Here is a 20,461-nt window from a genome sequence, read left to right on the forward strand (position 1 = left end):
TGGGTGAGAAATACTACAACCTTCACCTATGCCCCGTGTACCGAACCGCTGCTCACAGCGTACGGAACTTCAGCTTTGTACAATCGATTAAGAAATGATAGCTTCTCGTTTCCTTCGTTCCCTTCAAGGCAAGACGGAACGACAAGTTCGCAATATCCCGATCCTTCAACCCTTGATGGCGCACCCAGCCATGCAGCTCCTTTTGCTGACGAATCGCCTTGTCCATGAAGTCCGGGTTATCCGCAGCGGCTTCTACCGCTTCAGCTGACTTCCCCTTTACGCCGCTGTTCGCTTCCGCCTTTACTTCATCCAGACGTAGCGTAACGGATTCCAGATCCGAATTGTTCTTAATCGTCACCTCGAAGTCGGTGTTCTGCTCCGTAACCCGGATGGAATGAATCGTTACCTCCACATCGTTCACGGTGTGGGTAAGCGGCAATGACTTGAATTGACGGCCGTCGCTTCCCCCAGAGCGCCGGCCTGGCTGTTCCTTGCCTGGCTTCGCGTCCAGCTTGATGCTGCCATCATCAATGCCAACCTGATCGCCCATCGTCCCGGCCAGCTCTTGCGCCGGAAGAATACTCTGCCCCTTCATGGAGGCAGGTTTGTCAGCCAGCGCCTTTATCCCGGCATTGGCTGTAAACTCCGAGGCAGCGAATCCAATTCCCGAGACAAAGAGAGCTCCGGCAAGGAATCCCATCACCCATTTTCTCATGCTATCCCCTTCCTTTCGTCCATTCCATTGATGCGTTCCATTGCGTTCCGTTTCCTTCCCTTCTTTTATCCCTTCCGCTCGCTCCATCTCTCCACGAATATCTCCAATGTTCCGTCCTTGTCTGCTTGATAGCAGCGTTCAACGGGGACGCCCTCTCCATCAACCTCGACGCTCCCGTCTTCGCGGCTCACCTGGAACACCCACTCCGTATGCAGCGGGATACGCAGGCGGGCTGTAAATGCGCGTCTGCCCTGCTCGCGGGTTAACGGGAACCAAGCGTACAGCTTGAGGCCCTCCGGCGTATCGGACGGCACATGGACGACGATATCCAAGGCGACATGCGTGGGAATCTCCTCCCTGACGCGAAGCGGCAGCGACGCTTCCCGGCCATCGGCTTGAACCGTTACCTCGGTGTCGCCCGGCTGCAGCGGAATAACCGTTCCATCGTCCCGAACCTGCGCGATATGCTCATCCGCTACGCGATATACAGCACGCAATGCAGACATTTTGAATCCGGAATCAAACTCAATGATCGGATTCAAGCGGCATGTAGGCCCCGTGATGCCCACCTCTTGAGCGCCATGCAGCGTCAGAGAAGAAGTCTGGCCCCGATGACCGAAGAAGTGAAGGAGCGGTGCAGATACCCGCTCCTCCCAATCCTTCTCCACATGAGCCGCTCCAGGCTCATAGAGATAGACCAGCTCGTCATCCGCTTCGTACCCCAGATCCAGAAGCTTCTCCGTCACTTCACGCACATGCTTTTCCATGACGAGAAGCCCTTCGCGGCTGCCCAGATCGATCCATATTTTCTTGAGGGGCTGCTTAACGGTGAAGGTATGATACAGCGTCACTTCTTCCAACGTCTCGGGATATACGCAATATAGGTAAGGCGATATCAGTCCGAGCATGCTGAACACGTCGGGACGCAGCAGCCCGATATGATATGTGACCTGCCCGCCCCTTGAGGAGCCCATTAACGCCGTATGCTCCGGCTCCGGTTGCGTGCGGAACAAGGCGTCCACATAGGGCTTCACCTCCTCAATCAGGAAGCGCTCATACAGATGGCCGCGCGGTTGAACCGGGAATTTGTCGTCCTGATAGCGCACGCCTTCCAGGTCATGGGTGAATTCATCGGCCCGCTCCATTCCCATATTCGAGATGCCGACGATAATGATCTCTTCCATGCGCCGCTCGGCAATCAGCCTGTCGGCGGCCGCATGCACGTTCCATGAATAGCCGTTGAAGGCGGGATGGAAAATATTTTGACCGTCATGCATATATAAGACCGGATAGCGCCTATTCGGCTCCCGCTGATAGCTGGGAGGCAGATAGACGAATAGCTCTCTGTCGTTATTCAAATATTCCGAGTGAAACCGTTCCATTCGGAATATGCTTGAGCCGCTTTCCAAGCTCTCCACACTCTTCATGCCTTTCATGCTATTCATACTTTTCACGCTTTTCACGCTATCCAAGCGCTTCACACTCATCGATTTTCCGCCCTTTCTGCCGCAGCATCGACCCAGTTCTCGACTTCGTAATACAGCTCCAAGCCGTCCGTAACCGTAAATTTCCGATAAGGAACCTCTTGACCGTGACGATCGGTCTCATGCATGCCCAGGCCGCGCGAAATCCGAAATTCGAATGCCATGCCCCGCGGCACCTCGAACATGCCCCCATATCGACCTTCGCCGATCATGGGCAGTTCGATTCCGGCATACAGCCTGTCCGTATACGGCGTATGTTCCGGTACTTTTACAACAATCGTTACGGCAACCGTCTCCGAAATATGCGGCACGACAGTGACCTCCGCCTCTGCCTTGAGCTGGTAATGATGATAGGTTACGGCCGTCTTGCCCGGCTGCTTCGGCCAGAGCGTTCCATCCTCCGTTACCTCTACAATGCTCGGATCGGCAACCTCATACCGGGCGTTCAGATCCGTCATCACAAAGCCGCTGTCGAAATGAACGACCGCGTTGAACCTTTGCTGCGGCCCCTGTATCCCAACGACCCCGGATCCGCGCAGCTCAACGCGCACAGGCGTGCCGATATCTCCGAAAAAATATAGGAGAGGCGCATGAACCCTTGCCGCCCAATCCTTCTGCGCATGGCCGGAGCCGACGGCATAGTAATACATCAGATCATGTCCCGGCTTATACCCGATGCGAATGAGGGTGTCCACGACCTGCCGCACATGCTTCTCCATGACCGTGAAGCCTTCCGCATCTCCGACATCCATCCATATTTTGAGATCCTTCTTCTCCGTATAGACATGACTCAGCCAGCGTTCCTCCATCGTATCCGGTTTGACGCTGACGAAGAACGGGCATAATGCTCCGATCATGCCGAACGTATCCGAATGACGGAAGCCGATATTGTAGGACACCAATCCGCCGGCGGATGAGCCCGTCAAGGCGGTATGCTCCTTGCCCGGCAGCGTCCGGTATTCCCGGTCGATATAGGGCTTCACTTCCTGTACGAGAAATTGCTCGTATAACTCCCCTTGATTGGCCGTGTTGAATATATTGTGGCCGTCCGGATTCGCATGCATATATTCCGCAATCCGCGCATCTTCAATATGGGAAATTGCGACCACAATAATTTCCCTCATCCTGCCTTCCGCGGCGAGCCGATCGACCGTGCGGTGAACATCCCATGAATCTCCCTTCCGATCCGCGAAAAACATATGCTGCCCGTCCTGCATGTAGAGCACAGGGTACCGCTGCTGTTCGTTCGTATGATAACTGGGAGGCAAATAAATAAATATTTTTCTTCGATTCGCCAAGATGCTCGAATAAAACCCATAGATTGTAATAAGCCGTGATGAGTCCATTAGGCATTTCTCCTTATAGAGGCGGTTCCAAAAAGTTCGGTTTTGATCACAAGGTAGAACTGGAGGTCACTCGGCATCGAATCTTGCATTCACTCTCGAAGTCCAGTGCTCATGTAGTCTTGCCTGCACTCCGCGCTTCCTTCTTCGGCTTCTTGCAACCTTCTCGGTGCTGAAAACCGACCTCTTTTTGAAACACGCGCATTGATCTACGAGGAGACAGGCAATTTCAGAAACTTCTCCTCGTGCACATATTCCGCATCATGAATAAAGCTGTTCATTACATTGACGAATGCCGCGTATTCATCCAAGCCGAATAAGACCCTCGCCGCAGCTTCACCAACAATTTCAGGACAGTGACAGGTGCACCAGGCAATCAGATGGGGATGGACTTGAACAGCCTCATTGGCCATAAATTCGTTCATGACGATGCCCGGCCGGCCCTCGAACTTCGCCAAAAAGGCCTTCATCCCTTGGCGGTGCTCGTACACATGAATCCGGTCGTCAGGCAAGCCCGATGCCTGCTTGATGAAATCCATCCATTGTTCATTGTTGTAGCGATCCATTACGAGAAATTGCGGCGCTTCACCCAACAGGGCGCTCGATCGCTGAAAGCCCGCTTCCACGTCCGGCATAATTTTGTGAAAAAGCGAATCCTCAATATAACTGTCCACCACAAACACGGGGATACCGAACCCGAAGTATGGCGTGATCGTGGCAAACCGTTCCTGATCCACATTAATTAAAAATACGCCGTCCAAGTTCCGTTCCATAATGACCTTGTAAGACGGTGCCGTATCGTCGATCTGCATAAAGATGACGTGGTAGCCGAGCTCGCTGCATTGCTGTTCGATTTTGCTTATCGTTTTGGCGTATTTGAATTCCGCCCAGGGGCTTTGCCGCTCGTCCTTGAATACTAGAATCCCGATCAAGCCCGTCTTCTTGATCTTTAAGGACTGGGCCGTCCGGTTCGGGACATATTTGAGCTGCTGTGCGACTTTCAGCACTCTCACCCGCGTCTCATTCGATATCGATTGCGTCTTGACATCGTTCAAAATATAGGAGACAGTAGCGATCGACACACCCGCTGCTTTGGCGATATCTTTAATCGTCGTTTTTTTCATCTTATCCGACCTCGCTTGACTTAGACTTAAACGTTTAAGCCAATTAAAGCATACCGCCTATAGGGTGTCAAACTTACCCTCGGATACCGAATGGGACACTAATTTCAACGCTTCCATATCATCCAGCCGGACGCAAGCAAGCTTACGGTCATCTTGTCGTCCTCGATAGAAAACGATCCGTTCCCGAGAAGCATGTTATCCGCTTTTGATCTCTGCTATCCATTAACCCTTGTCCGCGCCAGCCGTCATGCCGTGAATGAGATACTTTTGGAAGTACATATACAGGATCGTAATCGGAAGCGCCACCAGTACGGCGCCGGCAGCGAAGGTCGTGAAGCTTGAATTCGTCTCGTTCGCCACCATATTGTACAAGCCTTGCGCCAACGTCATCTTGTCAGATGATCTCAACACGATCTGCGGCAGGATAAAATCCATGAACGGCGTAATGAAGCTGTTCAGGGCGACAAAGGTAATCGCAGGCAGGGACAGCGGCAGAATGATTTTGAGCATCGTCTGCGCATGACCCGCGCCATCGATGCGGGCCGCTTCCTCCAGACTTTTCGGAATCGTGTCGAAATGTCCTTTCATGACCCATGTCCCCATCGAGATGGAACCGCCGGCATAGATAAGAATGAGGCCCAAATGCGTATCCAGCAGCTTCGTCTGCATCAGCAGCACGAAGATCGCCATGATGGACAGGAAGCCCGGAAACATTTGCAGGATTAGCAAGGTCATCAATCCTTGGCGTCGGCCTTTGAAGCGAAAGCGGGAGAAGGCATAGGCCGTCGCCGCCACCAAAGCCGTTGACAATGCCGCATTGGCAAGCGCGATCGTGAGCGTGTTCGTGAACCACAGCACGAAATCCGTCTTCCGTATCAGCTCCGCATAATGCGCAAACGTAGGCTGGTCAGGAAACATTCGGCTTACCATTAAGGAATTACCCGGATTAAGCGACGTTCCGATAACCCAGATCAAGGGATAGAGCGTCGTCAACAGCAGCACGGCAAATACCGCGTAAATGCCCGCTACGACCAAGTTGTTCAGCAATTTAGACATTTAGACCATATCCTCTTCTTGAGTTATCTTCATCCGCCGATAGTTCCATAGGGAGAATACCGTGATAAAGACGAACATGATGATCGAGACGGCGGAAGCCATATTGAATTGGCTCTGATTCAACGTCATCTTGAATATCCACGAGATTAAAATATCCGTGCTGCCCGCGTAATAATAATCAGGGTGGTTCGGATTACCGTCCGTTAGCATATAGATCAAATTAAAGTTATTGAAGTTAAAAGCAAACTGCATGATCAAGAGCGGCGCCGTCGCCGCCAATACCAGCGGAAGCGTCAGCTTAAAAAACTTCTGCGTCCCCGTGGCCCCATCCACTGAGGCGGCTTCGTACAAATCCCGTGGCATCGTCGTCAAGACGCCGGACATCAACGCCATCAGGAACGGGGTGGAGAACCACAAATTCACGAGCAGAATCGTAAACTTGGCCATCGTCGGGTCGGACAGCCACGGCACCGGCGCGAAGCCGAGCTTGGTTATCATATCGTTCACCGGACCGAATGAGCCGTTCAGCAGCACTCTGAACACCAGAATCGATATAAATTGCGGAATCGCCCATGGCAAGATGAAGATCGTGCGCCAAAATTTTTTGAATTTCACTCGCGGATGATTCACCATCAACGCCAATAGGAGGCCGCTGAAAAAAACGGACAGCGTAGACGCCCCAGCCCAGATGACATTCCAGACCGAAATCCCGAAGAAGGTCGTGCGCCATGCCTCTTGCGCAAATAATTCATAAAACGTGCTCAGTCCGGTCCAATTCACCAAATTGCGGTCGGGAATATGATTCGGAGCCGAATAGTTCGTAAAGGCAATCAGCACATTGAACACCAACGGCACCACCGTCACAAAGAGCACGAAGCAGATGGACGGCAGCAGAAGCAGATAAGGAAAATGCCGAAGCTTCATCTGTTTGGCCGATTCGATAAACCCCGGAGCGAGCCTCCCTTCATCGCGCAGCGCGCCATTTTTTTTCGCATCGTAAATATTCAGCACATAGAACCCGGCAAACAAGAGCACGAGCACCAATGTAATCAGTCCTTCAATCAGCAGGAAAATGGAGTGATCGCCTTTGATCACTTGTCCGGAAACCACTTGCGTAGGCACGTCGCCTAACGTGATCAACCCTCTTATTCCTTCATAAGCGATCGGATAATAGGTCCAAAAAAACAACTGCGCCGCGATCATCCATAGCAAGCCCTTCATATACTGCTTGTTGTACAGCTGGCCTAATCCGATACACACCGCGGAGAATAGAGCCGCTCTCGTCCGATGCCGACGGGCACCTGTTGTCACATCCATAAGGAAGACCGCCTTCGTCGATTTTTTATGCCAATAAAAGTTGTTCCAAAAGTCCATTTGGCTGAAAACCGGCCTTTTTGAACATGTCTCAATAGTGTTGTCCCCTAAGTCTGCTGCAGTTCTCAATCCGAGCTACTTTTTCGCCCGGATCGCCGTGTTGATTTGCTCGACCGCCTTCTTCAACACCGCCTCCGGTTCTTGCCTGTCATTCCAGATCGCAGCCAAGGCCGCGCCTGCCGGCACCCACACATTTCCCATTTCAGGAATGGACGGCATCGGAGCGGAATACTTCGCTTGCTCCAGGAATGCCAGCGCATTGGCATCTTGCTTGATGATCGGCTCCTCCATCATGTCTTGTCTCGGCGGCAGCTGCCTGGTCAACTCGTAGCGCTTGACGATGTTGTGACGTGAGGTCGCATAGCTAGCGAACAGCTTGGCGGCTGCCGGATATTCGGTGTAGGAGCTGACATAGAGCGCGCGGATACCGGACAGGCTTGGCGGCTGCTCTCCGTTAGGCAGCAGCGGCAATGGGGCCACTCCATAATCTAGGCCCGCGTTTTTGACATCCGTCATGAGCCATGGGCCGCCTATAATTGCAGCTGTTTTCCCTTCGATGAAAAAGCCGGTGATGATATTGTCATTGATATCATTGCTGTTGATCGGCAGAATGTCATGCAGCGATTGCAGAAAAGCGGCACCCGCGACCGACCCGTCAGTGCTCAAGCCGATATCGCCTGCATCCTTTCCGCCATTCCCGAATATGTAACCGCCATAGCCAGCCAGGAACGAATAGGATTGATAGAGCTGACCGACATTCCACATGAAGGCGTACTGCTTGTTTTTCGGATCGTTATACGTCTGGGCGAACTGAATCAGCTCTTCATACGTTGCGGGAGCCTGGTTCAACCGTTTTTTGTTGTAGTACAACGCATACGTATCGATCGCGGTCGGGAATCCGTAGAGCACCCCGTCATAGCTAACGCCTTCTAGGGCCGAGTCCATGATTTGCCGCTTCATCGGTTCATCGTACATATCATTTTGCAGCACAAGCCCTGCTATGACCGCATTGCCCAAATGATCATGCGGCGCCGAGAACACATCGGCCCCGATCCCGGCCGGCCCATCCGTCGTCAGCTTCGTAACGGAGTCGATAGCCGGAACGGCTTCAACCTTGACGTTGACCCCATACTCCTGTTCGAAGTCTTCTGCGACCGCTTTCAGAAAATCCAGCTCCGGACCTTTGGATTCCCATACAAGCAATGTGGCGCCCTTCTCCGGCTGCAATCCGGCTTCTCCCGCATGCTGCTGCATCGCAGCCCCTGCCTTCTCGTTAGCCGAATTCGTATTTTGCACGCTGCATGCCGCAAGCAAAAGAAACACCAGAGCTGCCGACAATGTCGAAAAGAAGAAGCGTTTTGACATTCCATTTCCCTCCCATCTGTTTTAACTTAAACGTTTAAGTTGCTTTCGTAGTATATGATAGCGCAAGGCCGGCGAAGCCGTCAACAATGATTCCTCTTCCATTCACAATCATTCCTGCCCCCTTTCATTAATAAAAAAATCCTCCCCATCCAAGCTGGATGCGGAGGATATAGTAGGAGGATACCTGCATCTATTTGATTAGCAGTCGAAATAAAGGCTGTATTCCTGCGGATGAATGCGAATGGCAACGGATTGAGCTTCTTTCCTCTTGATGCCGATATAGTTGTCGATGAACGCGCGGGTGAATACGCCGCCTTCGAGCAAAAATTCATGATCCGCCATCAAAGCGTCGAGCGCCTCTTCCATCGTGGCCGGAACGCGGCGAATGTCCAGCTTCTCCGCCTCGGACAGCTCATATAGATTGCGGTCATATGGACCGAAGCCGGCCGCGGTCGGATCGATCTTGCGCTTGATTCCGTCCAGCCCTGCCATCAGCATCGCCGCGAACGCCAGGTACGGGTTCGCTGTAGAATCCGGCGTGCGGAACTCGATGCGGCAGCCCTTCGGCGTGACGGCAGCCACCGGGATGCGAACCGCAGCGGAACGATTGCCTTTGGAGAAGACCAGATTAACCGGAGCTTCGTAGCCGGGAACGAGCCGCTTGAACGAGTTTGTGCTTGGGTTCGTCAAGGCGATCAGCGCAGGCGCGTGATGCAGAATCCCGCCGATATAATGAAGCGCCATCTCGCTCAGATTGGCGTACCCGCCCTTCTCGTAGAACAGCGGCGTGTCGCCGTTGAATATCGATTGATGCACATGCATCCCGCTTCCGTTGTCGCCGAACAGCGGCTTCGGCATGAAGGTGGCCACCTTGCCGAACTGCCGTGCCGTATTATGAACGATATATTTATACTTCATCAGATTATCGGCCGAGGCCGTCAATGTATCGAAGCGGAAGTTAATCTCCCCTTGCCCTGCCGTCGCCACTTCATGATGATGGCGTTCGACGCGGATGCCGCATTCCTGAAGCAAGCGGCACATCTCGCTGCGGATGTCCTGCTGCGTATCCACTGGGGCTACCGGCACGTATCCGCCCTTTGCCGGAATTTTGCCTCCGAGGTTGCCGCCGGCTTCCTCACGATTCGTATTCCAGGACGCCTCAACCGAGTCGACATAGAAGGAGGAGCGGTTCATCGTATTCTCGTACCGCACCTCATCGAAGATGAAAAATTCCGACTCCGGGGCAAAGAATGCAGCCGTACCGACCCCGGACGTTTGCAAATATGCTTCTGCCTTCTGCGCGATGCTGCGCGGGTCCCGATCATAGCGTTCGCCATCCGGTGTAAAAATATCGCACATGACGATAAGTGTCGGATGCGCCGTGAACGGATCGGCGTAGCAGGAGTTCGCGTCCGGCATCATCACCATGTCAGATTCTTCAATTCCACGGAATCCTTTGATGGAGGAACCGTCGAATGCAACTCCGTTCGTGAACGTGCTCTCATCCACCTCTGAAGCAGGAAGGGTAATATGATGCGCTCGACCGACCAAATCAATAAAGCGAAAATCTACATACTGGATTTTTTTCTCTTGAATAACCATCAAAGCTGGATTTGTCGACATGATGATTCCTCCCATTTCCGAACAATACACGTTCATCACGCACTCATTGTTCCACTTTCAAAATTAAGTTGTTGTCATTATAATCGCTGCGGAGAAATCTCGTCAATATCTATGTCAGGTATTTTTATGTTTCATGTAAGGTTTTCTTACACCAAATGATGGGAAACGGCGGAAAATCCGCTTTTGCCAACACTTTTCCCTTCTTTTCCAAGGGAAGCAATTCGGCCTCTCGGGTCAAGTATTCCTTTGACCTAGTTCGATGGACCCACCCTGTTAAATCGGCTGCGGCATCGCTTTTATCAGCGTGTATAAGCGCCCCCCCTTTTTTTATCAAGCTTCGCTTTCCTCGCTCACTATGGCCTTCCTCGATTTGCAGGGACTCGCCTTTTCTCACTCGCCATTGCCACTTCTTTGTTTTTTGGGGCCTCGCCCTCTTTTTTCACTCTCTATTGCTACTTCTTCGTCTTGTGAGCCTCGCCTCGATTCTCGCTTCAATTTGGGCATATCTCGGCTTGACGTTCGCTTTTTACGCGGTTTGGGCCTTTCCTCTTAGCTCATCCTTGCCCGTCTTTTGAGCGGCTGCTGCATGGCCCTTTCTTGGCTGGGAACTCACTCATTTACTCGGCTTCCGTGTACCCCCTTCTCGGTTTGCAGTTCCCGTCTTTTGACCAGTATCTGCAGTACCTTCTTGGCTGGGAACTCACTCCATACATCCGGTTACTCCCCAATGCTGCAAAAATACAGGATTTATAGAGCACTCAATTTTCGAATAAGTGAATCCTGCAAATGTGCAGGAATTTCGCTAGTTTCGTTTCCAAACGCGACAGAAATGGGGAAATTGATGTATATTTGCAGCAATTTCACAAAATCTCCTTAATAGGGGTGCAAAAAGCTGTAGATTTGCAGTATTTCTTGTTTAACCATGGAGCGGGAGTCGCATATGCAGCTCCACGTTTGCCCGCAGCTGCACATAGACGCATCCGCTATCTGCTTCCCACCCACTCGCATAGGTGCATGCCGCCCAACGCTTTGCCCACAGCGGCCCCGCGACACATGACCGCTGAGCAAGCCTAGCGCACAACTAGCGGTACGGCCGTGAGCGTAAGGCCCCTCAGCGCGGGCCGGCGCGCGGCAATGCGCCATCGAAGCGGCACCCGAATGCCGCTGAAACAAAAAAACAGCCTCTTTCCTCATAGAAAGAGACTGTTCTCCTGCAATTCAATTCGGTTTACTTGACCCATGTCGCGAAATGGGACCGCTCCATTTTCTCCGTATTGAAGGTCTTGCCGCACAGCGGCGCCAGCTGCTCCAGTTCGCGCAGCAGGTTGGCGAATTGATCCGGGAACAGCGACTGCACCCCGTCTCCGGTCATCGAGTTGTCCGGATCGGTATGCATCTCGATAATTAATCCGTCCGCGCCCGCGGCCACCGATGCCTTGGACATCGTCTCCACCAGCTCGCGGCGGCCTGTGCCGTGGCTCGGATCGGAGATGACAGGCAGATGGCTCAACTGCTTCACGACCGGAATGGCGGTCAAGTCCAGCGTGTTGCGCGTATAGGTCTCGAAGGTGCGAATGCCGCGCTCGCACAGCATGACATTCGGATTGCCGCCGGCTAATATATATTCGGCCGCATTCAGCCATTCATCATAGGTGGCGCTGAATCCGCGCTTTAGCAAGACCGGCTTGCCGCATTCACCCAGCTTGCGCAGCAGATCGAAGTTCTGCATATTGCGCGTCCCGACCTGGAGAATATCGGCATACTCCGCACAAATATCGACGTATTCCGGCGTCATGACCTCCGTAATCGTCAACAGCCCGTGCTTCCGGCCAGCCTCGGCCATCATGACCAGACCTTCCACGCCGACCCCTTGGAAGCTATACGGGCCTGTCCGCGGCTTGAAGGCCCCTCCGCGCAAGATTTGTCCGCCAGCTGCCTTCACTAGGCGCGCGATCTCGTCAATCTGCGCCGGCGATTCGACGGCGCACGGACCACCCATGACGACGAGATTGCCGCCGCCGATTTCTACGCCTTTGATATTGATCACCGTATCTTCCGGATGGAAGTCACGACTAGCCATCTTGTAAGATTTCGTAATTTTAATCACGTTCTCTACGCCCTTCATTTGTCTAAGATGTTCAGCCAGTTGAGGCTCTGCCTTACCGATAATGCCAATGACGGTACGGTCCGTGCCCTGCGAGATATGGGCCTGGTTGCCCGCCTTCTCGATGATGCGCACGAGTTCCGCAACCCGCTCTTCCGGAGTCTGATTCGAGACGATAACGATCATGGGGCTACATCCTTTCTGTTCTTTCAATTCATCACTTTCTCATTTCAACGCTTATACGCTTTTAAGCTTTTATCCATTAAAGCAACTATATCGAACATTACAGCATTCGTCAATTCCTTTTTTCATCACTTCTTCATATCTCTTCTTCATATCTCTTCTTCATATCTCTTCTTCATATCTCTTCTTCATATCTCTTCTTCATATCTCTTCTTCATATCTCTTCTCAGTTTTTCATCATCTCTGCTCCGCCTCCATTATGTCCCGGGAAATAGAAGAAAGCCCTTTTCTGCGAGGGCCATTCGGCCGGCAAGAAAAGGGCTCCTCCTTATCCGTGAACGTGACCATGACGGTGGCGGCGCTTCTGCCGGCGCCGCTCCTGCACGGTCAGCAGGATCTGCTTCATTGGAATGTACAGCAGAAGCGCCAGCATCGCGCCGTCAATCATTCCGCCTACAATCAGATTCATATTGATGGTCAGTAGCCGGTTAAACCTGTCCGGCAGCGCCACGCGTTCGAACCAACTTCAAGAACTGGTACTTCAACCATCTTTTCACGTTATTCCTTCTCTCGAAATGTGTCGTCGATCCGTTGATTGCCGATCCTGTTATGACTTCGACTTCTCGCGGACGACCGGAAGCAGCCTCTTCATGTTCACGGTCCGCTTCAATTCCCATGTCTCCGGATCGTTCTGGTCATACTGCTCCAAATAAGCGACGACTTCCTTCGTAATCGGCGTCGGCGTTGAAGCACCGGAGGTCACGCCGACGAGCCCGACCCCATCAAGCCATTCCCGCTTCAATTCCGACAGATCGGAGATGCGGAAGGCTCGCACGCCGGCAATCTCCTCAGACACCTGAGCCAGCCGGTTCGAGTTGTTGCTTCGCGGATCGCCCACGACGATGACGAGGTCGCAGCCCGCAGCCTGCTCGGCTACCGCCGCCTGTCTCTCCTGTGTCGCCATGCAGATCTCGTTATGAATCTCTGCTGTCGGGAATCGGGCGATAAGCCGATTCATAATATGCTTGATATCCCACTGGCTCATCGTCGTCTGATTCGTAATGACGAGACGATCCGTGCCAACCTGGAGAGCCGCGATCTCCGCTTCGGTCTCGATGAGATGCACCTTATCCGGAGCCACGCCGATGGCACCCTCCGGTTCAGGATGCCCTTTTTTGCCGATATAAATAATCTCGTAGCCTTCGGCGGTCTTTTCCCGAATCAGATCATGCGTACGCGTGACGTCGGGACATGTCGCATCCACGGTGGTCAGCCCCTTCTCCCGCGCCTTCTTCCGCACTTCCGGGGATACGCCGTGCGCCGTAAAGATCACCGTCCCGGAATCGATCTGATCCAAAATATCCAAGCGGTTCGCCCCATCGAGCGTAATAATGCCTTCGTCCTCGAACGCATCTGTTACGTGACGGTTATGAACGATCATCCCTAATATATATATCGGACGGGGCAAATCCAGATTGCGCGCCGTCTGTTGTGCCAGCACCATCGCATCCACGACGCCATAGCAATAGCCGCGCGGTGTAATTTTCCTGACTTCCATCGGTACACCTGCCTCCTCATTATACTGCGCCTGACATCGGCTCCTCTATTATACCGGATAATCTCCGCTTCCGTCGACCGTAGCCAGCGGCAGCCACACGATGAACGACGTTCCTTCGCCCGGCTTCGTGACGACCTCGACCGAACCCCGGTGCTCATCGATAATCCATTTGGCAATCGCCAGCCCCAGTCCGGTGCCCGATGTGACGCCGCGCGACACGTCGGCGCGATAGAAGCGCTCGAAGATGTATGGCACTTCCTTCTCGTTCATGCCAATTCCCGTATCATCCACTTTCAGCCCGATCTGATTGTCCTGACGCTGTGCGGTAAGACGGACCTTGCCCTCCTGAGTATATTTGAATGCATTCTCAATGAAAATGAACAACATCTGCTGCAAATAATCTTTGTTGCCGTACACGTACAAATCTTCCAGCACATCGATATTGCCCAGTTCCCATTCGGCCTTACGAGGCAGGAACTGCGCCCGGCGCACGACCTCCTCGACCATCGGCTTCAGCTCGACCAGCACCTTATTCATCACATAGCCGGCATCGGCACGGGCGAGCGATAGCAAATCATTCACAAGATGGCTCATGCGCTGCGACTCGTCCGCGATGTCGCGCAGCGCTTCAAGCGACATCAGCTCCCGCTCGCTCTGGCTCATCTGGTTCGGCTCCTGCTGCTGCATCCACATTTTCTGGAGCAGATCGACATTGCCGCGAATCGTCGTCAGCGGCGTACGCAGTTCATGGGACGCATCGGATACGAACCGGCGCTGGGCCCGATACGCCTCGTCCAATTCGTTATAGAATGTCTCCATCCGGCCCAGCATGCTGTTGATCCGGTCCGTGAGCTGCCCGACCTCATCGTCGGGAGGACCTTCGCGCGGAATGCGGACGCTCAGGTCGGCCCCCTTCTGAATCCGGTCAGTGGCCCGGATAATATTCTCGATCGGCCGCAGCGATTTCTGCGCCAGGAACAGGCCAAGCGAGAAGGCGAGCACGATCGTCACCATCGACGCGATGATAAGGATGCTGCGCAGCTCTTTGGTGAATAGAGCTTCGCGCCCGGTGAAGGCGAATACCTGGAAGGCGCCCTCAACCTGGTCAGCTAGCATGATCGCATTTTCATAGACGAGAAATTCATAGCCGTTGACTACGATTTTGCGGTAGCCTTCGTTGATCTGGGACGCCTTTTGCGGCATCGGTATATTGAGACCGAGCTCCGACAGGTTCGGCGACATGCGCGGCGTTTTGTTGCGGAAGCTTACAATCTGAATGTACAGCTCGGCATCTTCCAGCCGCTTGACATCGGATTTGGGGACATCGAAGTCGAAGCGATTCTGCAGATCGAGCGTCGGAAGCACCTTCAACTGGTTGACCTGTCCCTGGATGCGGGTCTTAATATGCGCATAGGTGTTGTAGTCGACAAAGGTGTAGATGGCGATTCCGAATAATAGCAATGTAAACGCGAGCAGGACGGAATACCATACCGTAAGCCGCAGCCGAATCGACATTAATGATCTCCTCTCAAGACGTACCCCGTTCCCCGAATGGTCTGGATGATACGCTTGCCTCCATGCTCTTCCGTCTTCTGGCGCAGCATGGCAATATACACCTCAAGCACATTCGATTCTCCGCTGTAGTCATAACCCCATATTTTCTCCATAATGACGTCGCGCGGCAGCACCCGCTTCGGATTCTGCATGAACAGATGGAGCAGTTCGAACTCCTTCGCCGTCAGCTCGATCTGCTTGCCGTCGCGAAGCACTTCGCGGGTATGCAGATCAAGCACGACATCCTCGAACGTCAAGCGATGCGTCCCGCCCTCGCCCTCCGTCCGGCGGCGCAGAAGAGCGCGCACGCGGGCCAGCAGTTCCTCCAGCGCGAACGGCTTGACGAGATAATCGTCCGCTCCGAGATCGAGCCCGTGCACGCGGTCCTGCACCTCGTCCTTCGCGGTCAGCATCAGCACCGGCACGCTGCTGCCCGCTTCCCGCAGCCTGCGGCATACCTCCCAGCCGTCCACCTCGGGCATCATCACATCAAGGATCAGCAAATCGGGCTCGCGAATCATCATCTCGCGCAAGCCCTCGCTGCCATTCATCGCCGTCCGGACCTCATATCCTTCGAACACCAAGCCACGCCTCAGCATGGACGTAATTTTCTCATCGTCATCCACGACCATAATCGTCGAACGCGTCATCCTACCAGCCCCTCTTCACCCGTAGATTGATCCTTCTCTTCCTTGCCTCTTCCTTGCTTCTTCCTTACTGCCATTCGCCGCCCGAATAGCGAAAAGGAAGCCAAGAACGGCGCAGGCCGTCCTATGCTTCCTCTCCCGCTGCGCCCGGGCCGCAGCCCTCAGATTCTCATAAGCCGACGGCTTATGGCTGTTGTTGCTGCGACTCAATCTGCTTGTCGAACTTGTTCCGGTCGCCGAGCTTAATCTTTAATTCCATCTCTTTGCCGTTGCGCACAACCTGCATCGTGACGGTATCGTCAACCTTCTTCTTCTGTATCGCTTCGATCAATTCCTCTTTGGTCGCGTACTTCGTGCCGTCCATACCTACAATAATATCATAGGCGCGCAAATCCGCCTCATAGGCCGGCGATCCGAACATGACATTGAGCGCGATCGAGCCCTCCACATTCTTGATGCCCATTTCCTGTGCAATATCGCTGGTCATCGTCTGCAGCGTAGCGCCAATGAACGGAACCGGCTCCTTCTGTATTTCACGGTTCGCCTTCAGATCATCAACGACCTTCTTGATCACATTGGAAGGGATCGCGAATCCGATGCCTTGCGCCTGCTTGCTCACCGCGACGTTCATGCCGATGACTTCGCCCTTCATATTCAAGAGCGGTCCGCCCGAATTGCCGGGATTGATGGACGCATCTGTCTGCAGCAAATGCTCGTATTCGCGGGCGCTTCCGTTATCATCGACATTGATCGAGCGCTCGCGGGCACTCAGCACGCCGGACGTAACGGTATGGTCAAAGCCGGACGGGTTCCCGATCGCGACGACTTGCTCCCCAACCTGCGCCGCATCGGAATCGCCCAGCGGCACCGTTGGAAAATCGCCTTCGCCTTCAATCTTGATGACTGCCAGGTCCAGGTCCTTGCTCTGGCCGAGCAGCGTCCCCTTGAGCGGCTTCTTATAGCCTTCCACCGTAACTTGGATGACTTCCGCCCCAGAGATCACATGCTGGTTCGTCAAAATATAGCCCGACTTATCGAAGATGAAGCCGGTCCCGATGCCAAGCGGCTGCAGCTGCTGGCTCTGGCTCTGGCTCGAGCTGTTGTTCCCGCTGCCGTCGAAGGAATCACCGAAGAACTGGCGGAAGAACGGATCGTTCATCCAAGGATTGTTGCCATAGCCGTTCTGCGTGTTCACGCGGGCCAACGTCTCGATTTTGACCACCGCCGGACTCGTCGTCTTCACCACCTCCGGCACGCTGCTGGCGCCGTTCGGGAACGGAGCCGGCGTCCCGTTGGTCACGACCGCGCTCTCTGACGTGCTGGCCGTGCTCGCCAGTTCCTGTCTTCCCGTGAACAGGTTGGTGGTATCCGCGGCATACATCAATCCGGTGATGACCAGCATCCCTGCCAGGAAGGAAGCGAACATCGCGCGGAAAGAAGTGCCCCGCTTGCGCTTCGGCTCCTTGAACTGCCAATTCCCCTGCGGCGGCTGGGGCGGCATGGTACCTCCGCCTCCTCGGGAATGGAAGCTGGAGCCCGGTCCTTGACCGGTCGCTTGGGAGAATGGCATCGGCTTGATAGGAGCGGGTGGTGTAACCTCTACTTCACTCACCTTGCCGGATGTCTCCGTTGTTGTGCTGCCTTCGGAATGCTTGACAGACTGATAAGGGCCATAAGCGAAATAATAAGCGCCGGCATCCTCCGGCTTCTGCGTCTGAGTATCGCCCGCTTGCGAGACGTCCTGAGCGCTTCGGGTCTCATCCGATGCTGTGGTATAAGAATCCGAATCGGAGTCGGATGTAAAAAATAATTTGCGGCGTTGTTCGTCCATAGTTCTTACCTCCCAATAAGCTGATCTTCACTCGAAGCAATAAGCGTTCTGTGGTGTGAATGATATATTTATATATTGTACCATCAACCTTAAACTCAGCTTAAAAAGATTATAAAACCCAATAAAAAGATAATGCCCCGGCGGCAAGCGGCGCTGGTGCGCACCCAGCTGCCCGCATGGCCGGATATGGACGCAAAAAACAGGCCCATGGACCTGTTTTACGATTCGAACGGGCCGGCGCCGCTAACTCATCCGCCCCAATACATTTTCTGCTTCATCAAGCTTCGCCCGCGCCCGGTGCAATTCGGCCGGAGACAGCGAAGCGTCCGGATTGGATGGCGCCTGGAATTGATTCACGAAGGCCCCGAACAGCTGCACGCCGGCATCCGGATCATTCCCGACCCGGTACTCGTGCTTCAGCACGAACGGCTGCTTCATCTGGACGAAGACCGATTCGTTGGCTTCCCCGTCGAACGGACCGTTCACCGCCGTGAACGGAAGACGAAGCCACAAGGTGCGCTCCTCGTTCAATGCGCAATCGAAGCAGCCCCCTTCATAATTCCAATTGCCGGAGACGGCGAAGCCGATTGGCTCCAGCACGCGGACCAGTTCATCGGTGCCGAACTTGCGGCCGACGAACTTCCCTTCCAACTGCTGCATGGCATGCAACCTCCTTCCTCCTTAGTGTGGACGAAGTCAGTCGCTTTTAACCCAGCCTTTGCGGTGCGCATGGACGGCGAGCTGCGTCCGATCCTGCACCTCGCATTTCATGAGCAGATTGGAGACATGCGTCTTGACCGTCTTGATGCTGATGTGAAGCTCTTCCGCAATGTCCTTGTTCGTCTTCCCATCAGCGATAAGCAGCAGCACTTCCCGCTCCCGCTCGGTCAACGCCTCATCATCCGACTGCGACGCCTGCTTGCGCAAGCCGCGGGTCAGCGCCTGCGAGACCTCTCCGCTCATCACCGGCATACCGCGCAAGGCGCCGCGGAGGGCATAGACCAGTTCCTCGGCGGATACGGTCTTCAGCACATAACTGATGGCCCCTGCCTGAATCGCTTCGAATACTTGGTTGTCCTCCATGAAGCTCGTCAGCATGACGATTTTCAGCTCCGGGTAGCGGCGGGTCAATTCCCGCGTCGCCTCAACACCGTTCATGTCCGGCATCATCAGATCCATCAGGACGAGATCGGGCAACCGCTCTCCCCGCTCTGCCCGCGCCGAGACTGAATGGATCGCTTCAAGCCCGCCTCCGGCTTCCCCGATGACTTCAATATCCGGATCCAGCATCAAATACGTCTTCAATCCCATTCGGACCATCTCGTGGTCATCCACAATAAATACGGTCATCACCGTCTGTTCCACTATGACATCCCTCCGTCTCCGTCCCGCTCAACCTGCTCCGAGGCGCTTCCCCTCTTCAATCCGGTACTTGGCAAGGCTGTCTCCTCCGCCTCTTCCTCTTGTTCGCAAAATAACGGGATATGAACGCGAATCGTCGTGCCCGCGCCGGGCTGACTGATGACATCCAGATTGCCGCCCAGTTTGTCTACACGTTCCTTCATCGTCGTCAGCCCGTAGCTTCCGGTCTTATAGGCCGCGCCCTGCAGATCGAAGCCCTGGCCGTCATCCGCGATGGCCAATATGAGCTGCGCCGGCGTCGCGTGCATCGTAAGGGTAACCTGCGTCGCGCGCGCATGCTTCACGACATTGGCCATCGCCTCCTGGATCATCAGGAAGCTCTGGTGCTCGATCGCCTCGGACAGCTTGATGTTCATGTCGATATCGAACTTGCCCTGAAGGCCGTTCTGCCGGCAGTAGTCGGGGAACCAATGATCGAGCGCCTCCTGGAGCGTCCGCCCATCCAGCTCCAATGGGCGGAGCTGCGCGATCAGGCTGCGCATTTGCCGTTGGGCGATATGCGACATCTGGATCAGTTGGTTGACCACCATTTCCGCCCGCTTCATATCCCGTTCCATTACTTTGGGCAGAGAGGAAGAAGCCATATGCAGCGCGAACAGCTGCTGGCTGACCGTATCATGCAGATCTCTGGCCAGCCTGCGCCGCTCTTCGAGCACAACCGCCTCGCATTCCTTCTCCCGATCCATCACCTGCTGCTCCGACATCTTCTGCAGCAAGCGCAGCTTCTTCTCCATCGCGTCGACCATCGTATTGAAGTCTTCGTAGAGCTGATCGAAGGAGGCCTCATCGCCGAGCGGAATGCGCTCCGACCAATTGCCCTTGATCACCTGCATCATGCTGAGATGCAGCACGTCGAGGCGGCGCTGCAGCCGGACGCCGGCGACATAGCCCATAATGAGCGACACGACGATAACCGTGCTGATGCCGAACAGCCACCAGTTCATGCCGTGGTACCATGCACCGCCGTACACAATGCCAATCCAGAAGACGCTCATAATCAGGCCCCCGGAGATAAGGAAGGTAAGGAGAAGCTCCCATTTGACACTCCGGGAGCGGCGAACCCAATTCATCAGCATCC

General features: G+C 54.2%; 17 protein-coding genes. All 17 read right to left on the reverse strand.

The annotated features are described in order from the left end of the window. Positions 1–52: 52 nt before the first annotated feature. The 17 genes from FLT43_RS09385 to FLT43_RS09465 all read right to left on the reverse strand — a co-directional run bounded on the left by FLT43_RS09385 (position 53) and on the right by FLT43_RS09465 (position 20,459). Positions 53–715 carry a hypothetical protein gene (locus tag FLT43_RS09385; RefSeq protein ID WP_087445445.1) on the reverse strand — a complete coding sequence of 221 codons (663 nt, stop codon included), beginning with the start codon at positions 713–715 and terminating at the stop codon, positions 53–55. Positions 716–780: 65 nt separating this feature from the next. Beyond that, on the reverse strand, positions 781–2,160 hold the full coding sequence (locus FLT43_RS09390; RefSeq protein WP_244194401.1) for an alpha/beta hydrolase: 1,380 nt from the start codon (positions 2,158–2,160) through the stop codon (positions 781–783). Between the two features lie 38 nt (positions 2,161–2,198). Then, complete coding sequence (locus tag FLT43_RS09395) at positions 2,199–3,545, reverse strand: alpha/beta hydrolase (RefSeq protein ID WP_087445134.1); 1,347 nt, start codon at positions 3,543–3,545, stop codon at positions 2,199–2,201. A gap of 206 nt (positions 3,546–3,751) precedes the next feature. After that, on the reverse strand, positions 3,752–4,666 hold the full coding sequence (locus FLT43_RS09400; protein WP_087445133.1) for a LacI family DNA-binding transcriptional regulator: 915 nt from the start codon (positions 4,664–4,666) through the stop codon (positions 3,752–3,754). 222 nt (positions 4,667–4,888) lie between these two features. Further along, positions 4,889–5,722: a sugar ABC transporter permease gene (locus FLT43_RS09405; protein WP_087445132.1), complete on the reverse strand. Its 834-nt coding sequence runs from the start codon at positions 5,720–5,722 to the stop codon at positions 4,889–4,891. After that, positions 5,723–7,039 (reverse strand): sugar ABC transporter permease, encoded by a 1,317-nt coding sequence (locus tag FLT43_RS09410; RefSeq protein WP_087445131.1) that lies wholly within the window; start codon positions 7,037–7,039, stop codon positions 5,723–5,725. It lies immediately after the preceding gene. Positions 7,040–7,171: 132 nt separating this feature from the next. After that, positions 7,172–8,461 carry a sugar ABC transporter substrate-binding protein gene (locus FLT43_RS09415; RefSeq protein ID WP_087445130.1) on the reverse strand — a complete coding sequence of 430 codons (1,290 nt, stop codon included), beginning with the start codon at positions 8,459–8,461 and terminating at the stop codon, positions 7,172–7,174. Between the two features lie 198 nt (positions 8,462–8,659). Beyond that, positions 8,660–10,084, reverse strand: coding sequence for a type I glutamate--ammonia ligase (gene glnA, locus FLT43_RS09420; protein WP_087445443.1), 1,425 nt, complete (start codon positions 10,082–10,084; stop codon positions 8,660–8,662). Positions 10,085–11,312: 1,228 nt separating this feature from the next. Next, positions 11,313–12,374: a 3-deoxy-7-phosphoheptulonate synthase gene (aroF, locus tag FLT43_RS09425; protein ID WP_087445128.1), complete on the reverse strand. Its 1,062-nt coding sequence runs from the start codon at positions 12,372–12,374 to the stop codon at positions 11,313–11,315. A gap of 325 nt (positions 12,375–12,699) precedes the next feature. Further along, positions 12,700–12,882 (reverse strand): hypothetical protein, encoded by a 183-nt coding sequence (locus FLT43_RS09430; RefSeq protein ID WP_115057839.1) that lies wholly within the window; start codon positions 12,880–12,882, stop codon positions 12,700–12,702. Between the two features lie 96 nt (positions 12,883–12,978). Then, positions 12,979–13,929 carry a 4-hydroxy-3-methylbut-2-enyl diphosphate reductase gene (locus FLT43_RS09435; RefSeq protein ID WP_087445127.1) on the reverse strand — a complete coding sequence of 317 codons (951 nt, stop codon included), beginning with the start codon at positions 13,927–13,929 and terminating at the stop codon, positions 12,979–12,981. A 48-nt stretch (positions 13,930–13,977) separates the two neighbouring features. Further along, positions 13,978–15,444, reverse strand: a complete 1,467-nt coding sequence (locus tag FLT43_RS09440) for a sensor histidine kinase (protein WP_087445126.1) — start codon at positions 15,442–15,444, stop codon at positions 13,978–13,980. Further along, the gene (locus tag FLT43_RS09445; RefSeq protein WP_087445125.1) at positions 15,444–16,133 is read right to left on the reverse strand and encodes a response regulator transcription factor; all 690 of its coding nucleotides are present in this window, start codon (positions 16,131–16,133) and stop codon (positions 15,444–15,446) included. The genes FLT43_RS09440 and FLT43_RS09445 overlap by 1 nt, the downstream gene beginning before the upstream one ends. Positions 16,134–16,314: 181 nt before the next feature. Further along, complete coding sequence (locus FLT43_RS09450) at positions 16,315–17,961, reverse strand: S1C family serine protease (protein WP_087445124.1); 1,647 nt, start codon at positions 17,959–17,961, stop codon at positions 16,315–16,317. 243 nt (positions 17,962–18,204) lie between these two features. Continuing rightward, positions 18,205–18,621, reverse strand: a complete 417-nt coding sequence (locus tag FLT43_RS09455) for a YugN family protein (protein WP_087445123.1) — start codon at positions 18,619–18,621, stop codon at positions 18,205–18,207. Between the two features lie 36 nt (positions 18,622–18,657). Beyond that, entirely contained in the window at positions 18,658–19,311 is a 654-nt protein-coding gene (locus FLT43_RS09460; protein ID WP_147834006.1) for a response regulator, read from the reverse strand. A 14-nt stretch (positions 19,312–19,325) separates the two neighbouring features. After that, on the reverse strand, positions 19,326–20,459 hold the full coding sequence (locus FLT43_RS09465) for a HAMP domain-containing sensor histidine kinase (RefSeq protein ID WP_087445121.1): 1,134 nt from the start codon (positions 20,457–20,459) through the stop codon (positions 19,326–19,328). Positions 20,460–20,461 lie beyond the last annotated feature (2 nt).

The organism is Paenibacillus thiaminolyticus (genome assembly GCF_007066085.1).
In the GTDB taxonomy this organism is placed as follows: domain Bacteria; phylum Bacillota; class Bacilli; order Paenibacillales; family Paenibacillaceae; genus Paenibacillus_B; species Paenibacillus_B thiaminolyticus.

What these genes read in the sequence shown, in the direction of transcription:
- FLT43_RS09385 (WP_087445445.1), bottom strand. Translation starts at nt 715, where the DNA reads ATGAGAAAATGGGTGATGGGATTCCTTGCCGGAGCTCTCTTTGTCTCG.
- FLT43_RS09390 (WP_244194401.1), bottom strand. Translation starts at nt 2,160, where the DNA reads ATGAATAGCATGAAAGGCATGAAGAGTGTGGAGAGCTTGGAAAGCGGC.
- FLT43_RS09395 (WP_087445134.1), bottom strand. Translation starts at nt 3,545, where the DNA reads ATGGACTCATCACGGCTTATTACAATCTATGGGTTTTATTCGAGCATC.
- FLT43_RS09400 (WP_087445133.1), bottom strand. Translation starts at nt 4,666, where the DNA reads ATGAAAAAAACGACGATTAAAGATATCGCCAAAGCAGCGGGTGTGTCG.
- FLT43_RS09405 (WP_087445132.1), bottom strand. Translation starts at nt 5,722, where the DNA reads ATGTCTAAATTGCTGAACAACTTGGTCGTAGCGGGCATTTACGCGGTA.
- FLT43_RS09410 (WP_087445131.1), bottom strand. Translation starts at nt 7,039, where the DNA reads ATGGATGTGACAACAGGTGCCCGTCGGCATCGGACGAGAGCGGCTCTA.
- FLT43_RS09415 (WP_087445130.1), bottom strand. Translation starts at nt 8,461, where the DNA reads ATGTCAAAACGCTTCTTCTTTTCGACATTGTCGGCAGCTCTGGTGTTT.
- glnA (WP_087445443.1), bottom strand. Translation starts at nt 10,084, where the DNA reads ATGTCGACAAATCCAGCTTTGATGGTTATTCAAGAGAAAAAAATCCAG.
- aroF (WP_087445128.1), bottom strand. Translation starts at nt 12,374, where the DNA reads ATGATCGTTATCGTCTCGAATCAGACTCCGGAAGAGCGGGTTGCGGAA.
- FLT43_RS09435 (WP_087445127.1), bottom strand. Translation starts at nt 13,929, where the DNA reads ATGGAAGTCAGGAAAATTACACCGCGCGGCTATTGCTATGGCGTCGTG.
- FLT43_RS09440 (WP_087445126.1), bottom strand. Translation starts at nt 15,444, where the DNA reads ATGTCGATTCGGCTGCGGCTTACGGTATGGTATTCCGTCCTGCTCGCG.
- FLT43_RS09445 (WP_087445125.1), bottom strand. Translation starts at nt 16,133, where the DNA reads ATGACGCGTTCGACGATTATGGTCGTGGATGACGATGAGAAAATTACG.
- FLT43_RS09450 (WP_087445124.1), bottom strand. Translation starts at nt 17,961, where the DNA reads ATGGACGAACAACGCCGCAAATTATTTTTTACATCCGACTCCGATTCG.
- FLT43_RS09455 (WP_087445123.1), bottom strand. Translation starts at nt 18,621, where the DNA reads ATGCAGCAGTTGGAAGGGAAGTTCGTCGGCCGCAAGTTCGGCACCGAT.
- FLT43_RS09460 (WP_147834006.1), bottom strand. Translation starts at nt 19,311, where the DNA reads ATGACCGTATTTATTGTGGATGACCACGAGATGGTCCGAATGGGATTG.
- FLT43_RS09465 (WP_087445121.1), bottom strand. Translation starts at nt 20,459, where the DNA reads ATGCTGATGAATTGGGTTCGCCGCTCCCGGAGTGTCAAATGGGAGCTT.